The sequence below is a fragment of the Pseudomonas sp. S30_BP2TU TE3576 genome (assembly GCF_050436025.1).
Classification (GTDB): Bacteria; Pseudomonadota; Gammaproteobacteria; order Pseudomonadales; family Pseudomonadaceae; genus Aquipseudomonas.
The window spans coordinates 3,389,000-3,404,047 of sequence record NZ_JBNDLK010000001.1; the positions used below are offsets into that span (position 1 = coordinate 3,389,000).

General features: G+C 58.4%; 14 protein-coding genes. 3 read left to right on the plus strand and 11 right to left on the minus strand.

The annotated features are described in order from the left end of the window. Positions 1–158 precede the first annotated feature (158 nt). Entirely contained in the window at positions 159–1,445 is a 1,287-nt protein-coding gene (locus ABIA48_RS15325; RefSeq protein ID WP_429489697.1) for a hypothetical protein, read from the plus strand. A 273-nt stretch (positions 1,446–1,718) separates the two neighbouring features. On the opposite strand, the gene ABIA48_RS15330 is transcribed toward ABIA48_RS15325, so the two are convergent. Together ABIA48_RS15330 and ABIA48_RS15335 are read right to left on the minus strand one after the other, a co-directional pair. After that, complete coding sequence (locus ABIA48_RS15330; protein WP_429489699.1) at positions 1,719–2,702, minus strand: hypothetical protein; 984 nt, start codon at positions 2,700–2,702, stop codon at positions 1,719–1,721. A gap of 274 nt (positions 2,703–2,976) precedes the next feature. Continuing rightward, complete coding sequence (locus ABIA48_RS15335; protein ID WP_429489701.1) at positions 2,977–3,357, minus strand: DUF6124 family protein; 381 nt, start codon at positions 3,355–3,357, stop codon at positions 2,977–2,979. Between the two features lie 797 nt (positions 3,358–4,154). Here ABIA48_RS15335 and ABIA48_RS15340 point away from each other — a divergent pair. Next, positions 4,155–4,547 (plus strand): hypothetical protein, encoded by a 393-nt coding sequence (locus ABIA48_RS15340; protein ID WP_007989602.1) that lies wholly within the window; start codon positions 4,155–4,157, stop codon positions 4,545–4,547. 248 nt (positions 4,548–4,795) lie between these two features. Here ABIA48_RS15340 and ABIA48_RS15345 read toward each other — a convergent pair whose 3' ends face one another. From ABIA48_RS15345 to exbB, 8 genes are all read right to left on the minus strand, one after another. Beyond that, entirely contained in the window at positions 4,796–5,560 is a 765-nt protein-coding gene (locus ABIA48_RS15345; protein WP_429489703.1) for a Fic/DOC family protein, read from the minus strand. Beyond that, positions 5,557–5,814, minus strand: coding sequence for a hypothetical protein (locus tag ABIA48_RS15350; protein ID WP_204929768.1), 258 nt, complete (start codon positions 5,812–5,814; stop codon positions 5,557–5,559). The genes ABIA48_RS15345 and ABIA48_RS15350 overlap by 4 nt, the downstream gene beginning before the upstream one ends. Positions 5,815–5,947: 133 nt before the next feature. Beyond that, positions 5,948–7,348: an aminoacyl-tRNA deacylase and HDOD domain-containing protein gene (locus tag ABIA48_RS15355; RefSeq protein WP_429489706.1), complete on the minus strand. Its 1,401-nt coding sequence runs from the start codon at positions 7,346–7,348 to the stop codon at positions 5,948–5,950. A 78-nt stretch (positions 7,349–7,426) separates the two neighbouring features. After that, complete coding sequence (recG, locus tag ABIA48_RS15360; protein ID WP_007989596.1) at positions 7,427–9,502, minus strand: ATP-dependent DNA helicase RecG; 2,076 nt, start codon at positions 9,500–9,502, stop codon at positions 7,427–7,429. A 9-nt stretch (positions 9,503–9,511) separates the two neighbouring features. Continuing rightward, a complete protein-coding gene (locus ABIA48_RS15365) occupies positions 9,512–10,441 on the minus strand; it encodes a hydrogen peroxide-inducible genes activator (RefSeq protein ID WP_007989594.1) in 930 nt (309 codons plus the stop codon). A 252-nt stretch (positions 10,442–10,693) separates the two neighbouring features. Then, positions 10,694–11,443 (minus strand): energy transducer TonB family protein, encoded by a 750-nt coding sequence (locus ABIA48_RS15370; protein WP_429489709.1) that lies wholly within the window; start codon positions 11,441–11,443, stop codon positions 10,694–10,696. Further along, a complete protein-coding gene (exbD, locus tag ABIA48_RS15375; protein WP_007989589.1) occupies positions 11,440–11,868 on the minus strand; it encodes a TonB system transport protein ExbD in 429 nt (142 codons plus the stop codon). Before exbD ends, ABIA48_RS15370 begins: the two co-directional genes overlap by 4 nt. A gap of 6 nt (positions 11,869–11,874) precedes the next feature. Beyond that, a complete protein-coding gene (exbB, locus tag ABIA48_RS15380; protein WP_429489711.1) occupies positions 11,875–12,828 on the minus strand; it encodes a tonB-system energizer ExbB in 954 nt (317 codons plus the stop codon). Between the two features lie 188 nt (positions 12,829–13,016). Between exbB and ABIA48_RS15385 the strand changes: the two genes are divergently transcribed. Next, positions 13,017–13,874, plus strand: coding sequence for an SDR family oxidoreductase (locus ABIA48_RS15385; protein ID WP_429489713.1), 858 nt, complete (start codon positions 13,017–13,019; stop codon positions 13,872–13,874). A 154-nt stretch (positions 13,875–14,028) separates the two neighbouring features. Here ABIA48_RS15385 and ABIA48_RS15390 read toward each other — a convergent pair whose 3' ends face one another. Beyond that, a complete protein-coding gene (locus tag ABIA48_RS15390) occupies positions 14,029–14,946 on the minus strand; it encodes an IS110 family transposase (protein WP_429487394.1) in 918 nt (305 codons plus the stop codon). Between the last annotated feature and the right edge of the window lie 102 nt (positions 14,947–15,048).

Sequence of the window (15,048 nt, forward strand, 5' to 3'; positions counted from 1 at the left end):
GCATTCGTTCTGACCAGCACGCGTTGTAACCATGATCGGCAGAGAACGGCCACAAGCAGTCATTCAGATGTAACAACGCACATACAATTCGGTGCAGAGGGTATTGAAATTTTCTGACATCTCCCTACCTAATGGCCAATTGATATAGGGGGTGTAGGATGCACGAGGCGCTGACAGCGATTCAGACTCAGCTAGAAGCTGTGATTGCACAGGTAAAAGCTGTAGTACCTAACGATGAGCCATTCGGGAACGCACATAACAATTGGTCGTTTCCTGGACTTACGAAATCGGAGCTCATTGAAGAGGCACAATTAATCATTGAGATGATTGATGATAATGGTACTGATGAGTTAGGAGGCTCAGAAAGCCGAATTAAGGACTACGCTCGTCGCCTAAACTACTTGCAAGGGAACACTGTTCCAAATCTTTGGGGCAGCGCAGCCGCTGCGGTTCCTGCTTATATGCTAACGATGGCGGGACTACGCAAGGCTCTCGAGCCAGTTTTGAAAGTAGACGAGCGCGCAGAAGCGCAAGCAAAAATCCGGAGGCTGACTATTCAACTAAGGGCTATGGAAGCGCGGGTCAAAGGACTAGAACCGCGTACGACTGACCTTAATTCAATGGTTGAAAGGATCGAGCAAGCCTATAACGCAGCTGACCAGCTACCGGCCGACTTGGAGCAACTGTCAGAGGCACAACAGAAGATCGACGACCTTGCTCAAGTAGCAGCTAAAGACCAAGCTCGAATCCTAGCTCTTCGAGAGCATGCCGACGACCTTGATGGTCTACTGAAAAAAAGTGCAGAAGACGCAGAGGCCGTGCTAGAGCGTTGCGAGACCGCCTACTCTGCAGCGACGAGCGTTGGATTGGCTGCCGCATTCAGTGAGCGTTCTACTGCTCTATCCAAGTCGATGTGGTTTTGGGTTGCTGGACTTGCTGTTGCCTTGGTAGGGGGTAGCTACTTCGGCTCCAATCAGCTTCACACGCTATCAGAGCTTTTCAAGGTTCCAAACCTATCGACATCGGTAGTCGCACTAAATTTGCTTCTGTCACTACTGTCGGTAGGCGCGCCTGTTTGGTTTTCATGGTTGGCTACAAAGCAGATAGGACAACGGTTCAGGCTTGCCGAGGATTATGCCTTCAAGGCATCCATTTCACGCGCGTATGAAGGTTTTCGTCGAGAAGCTGCTAGGTTTGACAAAGATATGGAAGCGAAACTTCTTACATCTGCGCTTACGCGCCTTGATGAGCTCCCCCTGCGCCTCGTTGAGACAGATAGTCACGGCAGTCCTTGGCATGAACTCGCTTCGTCGGACATAGTGAAACAAGCATTTAAAGCTGTACCTGGCTTTGCTGAACAAGTGAAGGATCTAGCGAGCAAAGCCATTGTCGCCATGACACCCTCAAAGGCGAAACCAGCCCCCGAAGCTGCACACGCCGAGTAATCGCGACGGTCTGCTTATCCAGCGCTAAAGTGCCGCGTGGATGGCTTGAGTGCTCGTTGGTGACGCAAGCCTCCATGCGGTTGTGTGCGAATAATTCATGGTTATTCGCTCCTTGAATTGTCGTTGTGACCACAATTGCGGCAATCTGCCGGGATTCGTCAATACCTTCGAGCGTCTGCTTCTGTCCGTTTTCTACCTTTCGCCAAGGGCAGTAATCGGCCAGCAGCAGTCAATTGGTGGTCAGTGGCTGTCCACCACGTACACCGCCATTCGCTAGAACGGTATGTCCTCGAAGGGATCTATTACCTTCTTGAGAGACAGAGCATTCTTTGGCAGCGGCAGGTTCGTAACAATGAATAGGTCGAGGATGTCATTCCTGTCCATAAACATGATCTGAGAACGCTTCGTGGCGTCCAGCTTGTTGCCTAGCCAGTTTCTTGCCTGTTTTGTTATCTCGCCGCCTGCGACGATGAATGCATGATCAACCAGCACTCGCCGATTCAGCTCTGAGTCGAAAATCTCGTGTCCTAGCATCATGTTCACCTGATTGTGAATCTCCGCGACATTTGCTGAGCCAGTCTTTCCGACACCTGCTGAGTCCAGCTTGCCCTTCTTAACTTGGATTCCGAAGTAGAGGACATGGAGGGTCGGCAGGGTGTATTTCATCCAGACGTCCTTGCCGTACTCCAACGCCTTGTCTTTGTGACCCGCTGCCGTGATGCGATGAAAGCCAAGCTGACGGAACAGCGGCAGCAACACTTCCTCGATCAGCTCATCTTCGGAGCACTTGTCGAGGTAGGTGGTGAGCTGCTCTCGGCGTTCCACCTCTGCTGGAGTCAACGGCCGATGAGGGTTCGCCATCTGCGCAATGGTGTTCGTGGCACTGTGGCGCAATTGGCCGATGCTGTGCTCGTCGTAGAACGCTTCCCAACCTTCCCGCGCCAACACAGCATTAAGCGCGGCAAGTGCTTTTGTCCTGTCCGGATCGCCGTCCTGGGCGTCGCCCTTGTCGAGAGTTGCGCGAATGATCCGGATGAACGCATCAGGAGGAACCGACGGGGTGGAATGCGGTAGAGCCAGCACCTCCTCCAGCCTGCTTGCAACCCATGCCCACCGGGTCGAACCATCGTGTGCGTAATCTAGATCACAGTCTTGAAAGAACTCAGTGATGTAACTACTTGAACGATACCGAAAGTGCTCAGTGTCGCCGCAAACAATGTGGGCGAGTTCTCTGATATTTCTGCTCTTCCATTTCATTTGCGTTCCTAGACTGGGCTGAGTGAGGCTGAGGCGCAGTAGCCGATATACCACACTTAGCTGATAACGACCGACTGCTTTGGGTCGTTCTCTGCCGGTCATGTCCACGAATCGTGCTAGTCAAATCCGATGTAAATGACAGGTCAGGTCGAATGCAAATGGGGGGGCAAGTCCGTGCAATTACCCAATCATGGTTTGCTTCAAAAAAATCAGCCCCAATTGTTTACGACAATTGGGGCTGTGCTTTCTCTGCGCGAGTAATTTTGATCCAGCCTTATGCTTTGACAAGACTCCCCGGTATTTCTGGGTCATCCAGATGATCCAGTGCTCGCTCCACCAGTAAATGAACTCCATCAGCCAGGCGGCTGATTGCCAAGGCAATAGAGCGGCTTGAGCCATCAACATCGTCTGCGAGATCGGCGGCTATGGCGCTGATGGATAGTAGGTCTTCTGAGGCGTTAGCGAGTAATGCTTCGGTGTTGACGTTTGGGTACACGCTGAAGAGCTGGCCTTTGCGTTTTGGTGGTGTTTGTTTTGGTGGGGCAAGATGGTGATCGAGGGCGCGTTCCGCGGCTTCATGAAGCCTTTTGGTATCGAGGCCCTCGTAGGGAGATGTGTCAGGGTTATCTGGCGGATTGGGTGTTGGCTTGATCATTGGTGTATCCCGATATGTGTGTTTAGGGACTGACACCTTTTCGCTTGCATTCGAATGGTGGTGGCAGCCGTGCGCAGGTGTGCAAGACCGGGCATATCGGACCCCGGCAGGTCCCAAAGGAACCTCCCACGCACAGCCGCCATATTGCGATCCAAAAAACATTTTAATGCTTAAAGGTCTGCGAGGCGTTTGCGCGGCGATATGTACCGGACTTGCACGTCCGTGTCACCGTTTTTTGCGGTGATGAGCAGAGGTTAACCGGGGATAGGGAAGGTGAATAGTTCATGGAGGGCTCGACTTTTCGAAGGAAAAGTCCGAGAAGGTTGCGGGGAATAGGTACGAAATCGCACTCCGCTTAAACGTCTCTTTTCACGTGCCTGCTCAGCCATTTGGGTTGCATCTGACCGTTCAGCTACATGGAGCTTTCGAACTGGGTCGAGCAGCGTGGATCAGATGACGTCGCCAATAACGTGCGAAGTGCCCTCTGTACCGTCAGCAAGAACGAGGAGTTCACTCGTTGTAATGGTGGAGAGCGATTGACTGTAATCGACTATTGATTCATTCAAGGCACCGCGCAAAAGCGATGAAACGCATTGGCGAGATCAATGCAATAACTCAAATTCAGGTCAAGAAATTGTAGTTTTTGAATGCGACTGAAAGACGTGTTTCGTCAATGACTTGGTAGTCATCAGCGTCAAAAACGGCGACATCTTCTTCTAACGAAACTCGATAGTGGCGTTCCTGTTCGAAGCCGTTACACTGCCCCGGCCGTTCAATTTTCTTCTGAGGCTGTGCGCATGAAATTTCGTTTTCTGCTGTGGATGCTGGGTTTGTTGATGGGTAAGGCCAGCCGGACTAATCCGGCGTTTCAGCAGCAGTTGGGTGACAAGGACCTGGTGTTTCAGCTGCAGACCCTGGACGGGAAAGTGGCGCGGCACTTTCGGGTGAAGGACCAGCGCATTACCAGCCAATCGGGTGTGCATGCCGAGCCTGCGTTTGCGATTGCCTTTAAAGACGCCGCGTATGGCTTCGCCACGATGCAGGCGAAGAACAAGCAACTGGCGTTCATGACGGGGATTCAGGACAAGTCGATCCAGATCAAGGGCAACCCGGCGCTGGTGATCTGGTTCCAGGGGCTGACCAAGTATTTGAAGCCGAAGAAGGCCAAGCCTAAGGCTAATGCCGCTTAGTTAAGCCACAACGCAATCTAATGTAGCAGCTGGCGTAGCCTGCGTCCGGCTGCGCAGCAGTCGTAAATCCGGCTTGCACGATCTCTCTGACGTACCGCGAACTCTGATTTTACGACTGCTGCGCAGCCGGACGCAGCCTTCGGCAGCTGCTACAAGGGAGGTGTAGCGTCTGGGTTCGCCTGACTGATCGGCATTGGGCCTAAGGCTTGAGGTTTTTCCGGCCGACCGCGAGGGTTCGTCGTAAGCTTTCAGTCATCCGACTCCTGCGGGCCTGATGTGTCGAGTGGTCGTGCCCTGTAAGTCTTGTAGATCTGCTGGACTTCCGGATTATCCAGGCTCTCGTAAGTAATGCCTTCCTTGTCCAGGCCATCCAGGCCTCTGATGCTACTGATGGTCGCTGGCCACTCGTCTCGACTGGCGATATCGACTACGAACGGTTTCAGGTAATGGTCGAGATGCCTCTCGCGAGGCTCTCGAATTTCGTCACTGAGTGCTCGCAGGTAGTCGTCTTTGGTGGTCTTTGACCAGTCGATGGCGAACCTGGCCCGATAGCAGAGTTCCATGAAGACCAACAGGATCGTGCGCCCATTGCCGTCAAGAAAGGGGTGTGCGAACGCTAGCTGGCCCATTACTTCGCCAGGGCGCTCTCTGAAACGCTTGTGGTCCGCTGCAAGCTCCAGCGCATAGTCGACAGACATCTTGATGGCGTTCGGATGTTCAAAGACGGTGGCTCGCGGATCGCCGTGCAAGCCCTTGAAGACGGCCAGATGAGGGACCAGTTCGTTCCGGTCTTTCCCTGCCCAGGGATAGAAGCCGGAGAAGAGGATTTCATGAACTTTGAGGACGGACGTGTAGCTGATCGGCTTCGTCTTGGCCAGATAGGCCAAGGCCTCTTCGATGCTCAATTCGAACGCGAAATGTTCTGACTCTTTGACTTCAGTGGGGTCTTTCAGCTGTAGCGAATTTTGAAGGTAGCCAGCCGTTTCGAAATCGCCGAAAGGATCAAAGGTCATGCGCTACGTTTCTTCGAGCGCCTCTCTTGAAGGTAACGCCCTTGCAGCGCCAGGGCCTCCGACTTGCTCAGAGCACCTTTTTTCTTGAGATTGACCAGCAGCTGTTCGACGCCATCCAGTTCGACGATATCGCCAGCCAGGCAAGTAATGGTCACGGCCATACGACTCATGCCGTCAGGTTCGGCAGTGATCTTGTGGTGCTTGGCAAGCTTGCGGACTTGGCTTGCAACACTGACAGCTGCTGTTTGGGTCATCGGAAAGCCCTCTGTTTGCAGTCAAATCATAGCAGTGCGCTTGCTTGTTGTCGTTGTTGGGCCGAACGGGGGCAAGCCCCCTCGCCACAGAAACTTCTTCGGATCGCCGCCCATGGCTTGCCCGCGATGCTTTTCAGCCTTGGGTGAATTGCGAGGCGAGTTCGCGCAGCAGTACTTCGGCTTCGAGGACTTTGCTGACCACGTCATTGGCTTTGTCGCGGGTCAGGCCCAGGCGTTCGAGCAGCGCGTCGGGGATGTCTTCGTCCGGGCCGGAACCGATGCCTCGGCTGCGCAGCAGGCGGACCGACAGGCACACCAGGTTCGGGTACTCGGCGTAAGGGCCATCGTAGGCAGGATCGTGCTGGAAGCGCAGGGCGGTGGCCAGTTCTTCGGGCATGTCCCAGTGGCGCATCAGCCACGAGCCGATCTGTTCACGGCTGATGCCCAGCAGGTGTTGTTCCACAAAGCTGTGGCACAGGTGCGGGTTGACCTCCAGGTGACGGCAGATCAGCGAGAAGTGCGGCGGGAACACGTGGGCCAGCAGCAGGTAGCCGAAGTTGTGCAGCAGGCCCGCGAGGTAGGTCAGGCCGGCTTCCGGGCGTTGGGCGCGCGGCATGGCGCGGGTCAGGCCTTCGATGACGGCAGCGGTGTAGATTGATTGCTGCCAGTACGGCGTGGAGTGTTGCGGGTGGTCCTTGGGCAGGCTGAGGGTTTTGCCCAGGGCCAGGCCCAGCGCCAGGTTTATCACCAGGTCGAAGCCCAGCACGCGCACGATGGCGTCTTCCACCGAGCGAATTTTGCCCGGCGAGGCGTAGTACGGCGACGCCGCCCAACTCACGACTTGTGCCGCCAGCGCCGGGTCGGTTTCGACCACGCCGGTGATGTCGTCGATGGTGGCGTTGGGGTCGACGCGCAGCTTGATGATTTTTTGCGCGGTTTCGGCCAGCGGCGGAATTTCGATGGTCGCTTCCAGACGCTGCTGGATGCGCCGTGCGGTGAACGCCTGGACGGCCTGGGTGATTTCCTCGCGGTCGTCATCGGGGCGGTCGAGGTTGGGACGGATGCTGGTCAGCTTTTCGCCGAAGTTGGCGGCACTGGCCTTGGTCAGCATGGTCTTGAAGTCTTCGCTGGAAATTTCCAGCAGCACGCCCGGCTCACCGGAATTGACCAGCAGTTTCGGTTCACGCAGCAGGCTTTCGTCGTACAGGCAGGGTGAACTGGTCAGCGCCGGCAGGCCCGGCAGCAAGCTGAGGTTGTGCTTGCCGAGCATTTTTGTCAGGCGCTCGGTCGGTACAGCGGTGAGGCGGCGACCGGTGAGTTCAGTGAGGCGATTGAGGTTGAGCAATTGGCTCTGTGGGAACAACACCATCAGCGCACCAATGCTGTCATCCAGTAAAACGGCCTGGATTTTGCGCGCGGCATTGAGGCCGTGGTGGTCCGGCACTTCTTCGTAGGTTATGCCTAACTTGCCCAGCATCAGCCGAATAACCGACGGAGCGTGCGGGGTGTCGGGTGCGAAGGCAACTTCGGTCATGGTTTGTATCCGTGCTAAAACAATTGCAGGAGTATAACCAGCTTGCCTGGGGCCACGCCTCAGAAACTGCGACGGTTGTCACACTTGGCCGTATTGTTGGCCATGACGCAGCCAGCGGTCGAGTAGCGGGCTGACGTGGGTCGGCCAGCGCTCGAGCAATGCCTGGGCGGCATCCCGCACGGCGGGCAGTAAATCGGCATCGCGCATCAGGTCGGCGACCTTGAATTGAAGCAGGCCGGTTTGCCGTGTACCGAGCATTTCGCCGGGGCCGCGCAGTTCGAGGTCTTTTTCGGCGATGACAAAACCGTCGTTGGTTTCACGCATGATGCCCAGGCGCTGACGACCGATCTGCGACAGCGGCGGATGGTAGAGCAGCACGCAATGGCTGACGGCGCTGCCTCGTCCGACGCGGCCGCGCAACTGGTGCAATTGCGCCAGGCCCAGGCGTTCAGGGTTCTCGATGATCATCAGGCTGGCGTTGGGGACGTCGACGCCCACTTCGATCACTGTGGTCGCGACCAGCAGTTGCAGGTTGCCGGCCTTGAACTCGGCCATCACCGCGGCTTTTTCGGCGGGCTTCATGCGGCCGTGGATCAGCCCGACTTTCAACTCGCCGAGGGCGGCGGTGAGGTCTTCAAAGGTGGTTTCGGCGGCCTGGCAGGTCAGTTCTTCCGACTCTTCGATCAGCGTGCACACCCAATAGGCTTGTCGCCCTTCGGCGCAAGCGCTGCGTACCCGCTCGATGACTTCGACCCGCCGGGTGTCGGTGATCAGCACGGTGTTGACCGGGGTGCGGCCGGGGGGCAGTTCATCGAGGATCGAGGTGTCGAGGTCGGCATAGGCGCTCATGGCCAGCGTGCGCGGAATCGGCGTGGCGGTCATGATCAGTTGATGTGGGCACATGCGCCCGCCGACACCTTTCTGCCGCAAGGCCAGACGTTGCTGTACGCCGAAACGGTGCTGTTCATCGATGATCGCCAACGCCAGGTTCTTGAATTGCACTTCGTCCTGGAACAGCGCGTGGGTGCCGACCACCATCGGTATGCCGCTGGCGATTTGCTCCAGCGCGGCAGTGCGGTTCTTGCCCTTGAGCTTGCCAGCGAGCCACGCGACTTCGATGCCCAGCGGTTCGAGCCAGCGCTTGAAGGTGATGAAGTGCTGCTCGGCAAGAATCTCGGTGGGCGCCATCAGCGCGACCTGATAACCGGCCTCCAGCGCTTGCAGTGCGGCAAGGGCGGCGACTACGGTTTTACCGGCGCCGACGTCACCCTGGATCAACCGCAGCATCGGTTCGTGCTGGCTGAGGTCGTAGGCGATTTCGTTGCCAACCCGTTGCTGGGCACCGGTTGGGTTGAAGCCGAGGTTGGCCAGGTATTGGGCCGGCAGTTGGGTGGCTTTGGGCATCGCCGGCGCGCGCAGGGAGCGCATGCTTTCGCGCAGGCGTTGTTGCGACAGTTGATGGGTCAGCAGTTCTTCGAAGGCCAGTCGGTGCTGCGCCCAGTGGTGACCGAGGGCCAGCTCATCGACGTCGGCATCGGCGGGCGGGTTGTGCAGGTAACGGATCGCATCGGCCAGCGGCGCCAGTTGGTAGTCGCGGGCCAGTTCGTTCGGCAGCCAGTCGGGCAGGCTGCTGGGGCCGAGCAGGGTGAGGGTCTGCATGCACAACTGGCGCAAGCGCTGTTGGGTCAGGCCTTCGGTGAGCGGGTACACCGGGGTCAGGGTTTCATCCACGGGCGGCGGTTCGTCACCGGTGATGGCGCGGTATTCCGGGTGGTAGATCTCCAGCCCCGAAGCACCGGGCCGTGCCTCGCCGTAGCAGCGAATCCGCGTACCGCGTTTGAGGCCTTCTTTCTGCGCATTGCTGAAATGGTAGAAACGCAGGCTTAAGCCGCCGGTGCCATCCTGCAACCGCACCACCAGGCTGCGCCGCCGGCCCATGACCACATCGGCGCCGCTGACGGTGCCTTCAATGACCGCGTCCTGTCCGGGTCGCAGGGCGCCAATCGGGACCACACGGGTGCGGTCCTGATAGCGCAACGGCAGGTGAAACAGTACGTCCTGGAGGTTTTCCAGGCCGACTTTGGCCAGTTTCTCGGCCATGGCTTCACCGACACCCTTGAGTGCCGTTACCGACACTTGCGACAACTCGGTCATGGCAACGACTTAACCGACAGCCACCGGTGCTGCGGGCTTGGCCACCGAGCACAGGCGAATGGAGTCGGCGAGGATTTCAATCGCCTTCGGACGCGGGAAGCTGGCGCGCCAGGCAATGGCCACCGTGCGGAACGGTACGGGGGCCGAGAGTGGACGCACTTCGATTACGCCGGGGGCATAGTGATGGCTGTCGACCGCCGACAACGGCAGGATCGAAATCCCGAGGCCCGAGGCGACCATGTGGCGAATGGTTTCCAGGGAGCTGGATTCCACCGTGGTGTGCTTGGCGCCGTCGTTGCCTTTGGTCAGGGTCGGGCAGGCTTCCAGTACCTGATCGCGGAAGCAGTGACCTTCGCCGAGCAGCAGCAGGCTCTTGTCGTTGAGCATGTTGGCGTCGATGGATTCTTTTTGCGTCCACGGGTGCTGCGCCGGCATCAGGACGTAGAACGGCTCGTCGTAGAGTTGCAGGGTCAGCACGTCGGCTTCGCTGAACGGCAGGGCGATGATGATCGCATCGAGCTCGCCGTTGCGCAGTTTGTCGCGCAGCACGTGGGTGAAGTTTTCTTCGATGTACAACGGCATCTGCGGGGCGACCCGGTGCAGTTGCGGAATCAGGTGCGGGAACAGGTACGGCCCGACGGTGTAGATCGCACCGACTTTGAGTGGGGCGGTCAGCTGGTTCTTGCCGGCCTGGGCCAGTTCGCGAATGCCCTGGGCCTGCTCCAGCACTTTTTGCGCCTGGGCCACGATGCCTTCGCCGACCGGGGTCAGGCGTACGGCGCTTTTGCTGCGCTCGAAAATCAGCACACCGAGTTCGTCTTCAAGCTTTTTCACGCCCACCGAAAGGGTCGGCTGGCTGACATGGCAACGCTCGGCCGCGTGGCCGAAGTGCTGCTCTTGGGCGAGGGTAACGATGTAGCGTAATTCTGTGAGAGTCATAGCAAGCGTCCATGAATTTGCGTGCCAAGCATACCGGCTGCAATCGATAGACGCACGTTATCAGACTGAGAGTGTCGAGTGACACCGGGCAATGCCGGTTTGCCGTTGGCAGATAAGAGAAAGGCAGCTTTCGGTGCCTTTTGCTTGGCGTACAACCCTGTGGGAGCGGGCTTGCTCGCGAAAGCGGTGCTTCAGGCGACATCAATATCGAATGATTTACCGTCTTCGCGAGCAAGCCCGCTCCCACATTTTTTACCGGCGGCGTTTTTCCAGCGAGTAAACAAACGGTGCAACGATTTCGATGGAGCCATTGGTCAGCATGTCGGCGGGTGGCTTGGGCAGCGGTTGGGCGCGGCGGATCATTTCCAGGGTGGCCCGGTCCAGATCGGCCGTGCCCGAGGCGCCTACCAGTTCAAACGACAACACATTGCCTTCGGCATCCACGACGAAACGCAGGCGGTTCATCCCTTCCTTGCCCCGCGCCTGCGCACTCGCAGGGTACTTTTTGTACTTCTGCAGGTGCGCCAGCAGCGTGCCTTGCCAACTGGCCTTGGCCGCCAGTTGAGCTGGCGAAGGGCCGGGCGCAGGCTGGGCGGATTTCTCCGCTGGCGCCTGAGTCTGCTGCGGTTCGGCAGGTTTCTCTTCGGCCGGTTTTTCCTTCGGCGGTTCAGGTTTCTTCTCTACCGGCTTGGGCGGCTGCGGCTTCGGCTTGGGTTTGACCGGCTTGGGCACGGCAATTTCAGCTTTCGGCGCTTCAGCAAGCTTGGGTATCGGCAGTTCTTCAACAGGAGCCGGAGGCTGCGGTGGGGTGACGACCTTCGGCGGTGCAGGCGGTGGCGGGGCCGGAACCGGTGCCAGTTCGACCATCATTGCCTGAGGCGGCAACTCGATGGGCGGACGGGCGGACCAGTTCAGCGCCAGCGCGATGGCCAGCGCGTGAACACCCAGCACCACCGCCAGGCTACCGCTGTAACGCGTCAGCTTATGGCGCGTCGTGATCATTTCTTGGCTGCCGTCTCGAGTCCGACCAGACCCACCTTCAAGTAACCGGCAGAGCGCAGGTTGTCCATCACGCTCATCAGGTCGCCGTAATCCACGCCTTTGTCGGCCTGGAAGAAGATTGTCGTGTCTTTCTTGCCCTGGGTTTTGGCGTCGAGGGTGGCGCCGAGTGCTTCGGCCTTCACTTCGTCTTCACCGAGGAACAGGCGCTGGTCAGCCTTGACGCTGAGGAACACCGGTTTCTCTGGCCGCGGCGCCGGTTTGGCGGTCGAGGCGGGCAGGTCGACCTTGATGTCCACGGTGGCCAGCGGGGCCGCCACCATGAAGATGATCAACAGCACCAGCATCACGTCGATGAACGGCGTGACGTTGATTTCGTGGTTTTCGGACAGATCGTCGTCTGCCCCTTCTTTCAAATGCAGGCCCATGGCCGATTACCCCACTTTCACCATGTGCGGTTGCGAGCTGCGCTCAGGCTGGTGGTCGAGGTCGCGGCTGACCAGCAGCAGGACCTGTGCCGACGCGTCGGACACCTGAGCCTTGTAACCGGCGATGGAGCGGGCGAAAACGTTGTAGATCACGACCGCAGGGATCGCTGCAACCAGGCCCAGCGCGGTAGCCAGCAGGGCTTCGGCGATGCCGGGGGCGACGACGGCGAGGTTAGTGGTCTGGGTTTTGGCAATGCCGATGAAGCTGTTCATGATGCCCCACACGGTACCGAACAGGCCGACGAACGGCGCAGTGGAACCGATGGTGGCCAGCACGCCGGTGCCGCTGCTCATGTTGCGACCGCAGGCCGCGACCAGGCGCTCAAGGCGGAAGCTGACGCGTTCCTTGATGCCTTCTTTCTCGCGGCTGTTGACTGACAGGCGCATCTCTTCGAGAGCGTCGTGCACCAGCAGGTTGGCGAGGGTGCCTTCCTTCGCCGCCGTGGCGCTGGCCTCCTTGAGAGAGGCGGATTTTTTCAGCTGGGCGATTTCACCGCGCAGACGACGCTTGGCGCCCATCAGCTCAAGGCCCTTGGCGATCCAGATGGTCCAGGTGATGATCGAGGCGATGGCCAGGCCGATCATCACGATTTTCACGATAATGTCGGCGTTCTTGTACATGCCCCACGGCGACAGGTCATGGGCCATGCCCAGGGTGTTGTCGGCTTCGAGGACTTGAGGAACGTCTTCACCCAGATTTTCTGCCGGTGCTGCCTGGGCCGGATCGGTCGCGGCCGGAGCAACGGCCGGTGCAGGTGCTGCGGCGGCTGGAGTCGCTGGCGGCTGGGCATCGGCGAAAGCGGCGACTGGCGCGAGCATCAGGCTGAGGAGCAGCGCGGCCACTGCGCTCCAGGCGCGAGGTCGTTTGGTTGGCGAAGCGGGGAATTGATTGCGTGTCATGCTGGCCGGACCTGAGAGAAAAAACGGGTGATGTTCTTCCAGGCCTCGAAAGGCCGAGAACAAAAGTGGGGTGCATTATTGCAAGTAATTCTTGTTAACAAAAGTAATAGCGTCTCTTTTTTTCCTGCATTGCTAGCCGCCTGTGTATTGCCGGCGCTAGTCTGTGGCTTTGCGATGGGAGTTTTCTGATGTCTGCGCCTACTGTTTTGATCGCCGGTTGCGGTGATGTTGGCAGCCGCCTGGCCACACAACTGCTGGCGGCGGGGTGGGAGGTTCATGGTCTGCGGCGGGATGTTTCACGCCTGCCCGCGGGCGTCATTGGCGTTGCCGGTGATTTGTTCAACAAAGACTGCCCGGCCACTTGGCCAATCGGTGCCGTGGATTACCTGGTGTATTGCGCGGCAGCCACCGATCACGACGAAGCTGGCTATCGTGCTGCCTATGTCCAGGGGCTGGAGCATGTGCTGGAGTGGCTGAACGACTACGGGCAGGTGCCCAATCGCCTGTTGTTTGTGTCCAGCAGCAGTGTTTACGGGCAGCAGGGTGGCGAGTGGGTCGACGAGACTTCACCGGCCGTGGCCGCGGGCTATTCCGGGCGTGTGATGCTCGAAGCCGAGCAACTTGCGCTCAAAAGCGGCATTCCAGCCAGTATCGTGCGCTTGACCGGTATTTACGGCCCCGGCCGGGAATGGCTGCTGACGCAGGTGCGTCGGGGTTATCGTGTGGCGGTCGAGCCACCGTTGTATGCCAACCGGATTCATGCAGACGATGCCGCAGGTTTGATGGCGTGCCTGCTTGAGGCGGATCGGCGTGGCGTGGCGCTGGATGATGTCTACATCGGTGTCGATGACGCGCCGGCAGCGTTGGCCGATGTGGTGGGCTGGTTGCGTGAGTATCTGGGCGTGACCGAATGGGCCGATGACGACAGCGTGCGTCGCACTGGCAGCAAGCGCTGCAGCAATGCGCGGGCCAAGGCGTTGGGCTGGACGCCGAAGTACCCGAGTTTTCGCGAGGGGTATGCGGCGATCATTGAAGGGCGCTGCTGACTTTACCGATTGCCACAAACCAAATGTGGGAGCAACTGTCTTCCCCCTGCCGCTCGTCACCGCCATTCGGTGCCGTCCCTCAACATGGCATTCAGCCGGATAAGTAGGATCCGCATGCAGGCGATGAGCGCAACTGTCTTCCCCCTGCCGCTCGTCACCGCCATTCGGTGCCGTCCCTCAACATGGCATTCAGCCGGATAAGTAGGATCCGCATGCAGGCGATGAGCGCAACTTTCGCGCTCTTGCCTCGCTCCCGAAGAGCGTCATAGCGTGCCTTGAAGTTTGGCTGATGACGGATTACGACCCAGCAAGACATGTAAAGCGCACGTCTGACGCGGGCTCTGCCTCCGTAGATTTGACGTTTTCCGCTGTGATTGCCGCTGTCGTCGTTGTACGGCGCAATTCCCGCCAAGGCCGCCACTTCACGACGATCAAGCGCGCCCAATTCGGGCAGGTAAACCAGCAAGCTGGCTGTGGCCACCGTACCGATGCCTTTAACGGAAATGAGTCGTTCGGCTTTTTCGGCATCCAGCTCATGCATGCTCTGATGGATGGTTTTATCGAGCTGCTTGATTTGCACTTGCAGGTAGTGAACAAGGCCTTTGATCGCCTCGCTAACAGCGGGTAACTGAACTTGCTGAAGCCGGCGCTTGTTGTCGTCTCGTTGCTGAACAAACTGCTCGCGCAACTGGATCAACTCGCGCAGTGCTTCACGTTCCGGCGAAATGATCTTGTCGCGGGATGCATGCAGCACTTCAGCGAAGTCCGCCAGCACGGCCGCGTCGATGGGATCGGTCTTGGCATTCTTGCCCATGGCCACGGCGAAGGCTCTGGCCCGGCGGGGATTGATTCTAAGCACTTTGAAGTCGGCGCCCTGCAGTGCCGCCATGACCTTGCATTCGTAACCACCGGTGGCCTCCAGCAGAACCCGGTCAACCTCGTACTGGCTCAGGCGCTCAATCAGCTCAACAAAGCCTTCTGACGTATTGGGAAGGTCAAAACCTTCACCCTGAGGTTGAACCCATACAACCAGGTTTGATTTGGAGATATCGATGCCGACCCAGGAAATCATGGCAAAACCCTCTTACACTCAGGAGTGAGAGTGCTCTGGCCTTGCCCACGCTTGTGATTCGAGTGGCGCTCGTCCAACTGTTCGGGCTTATGGGCCAGAGTG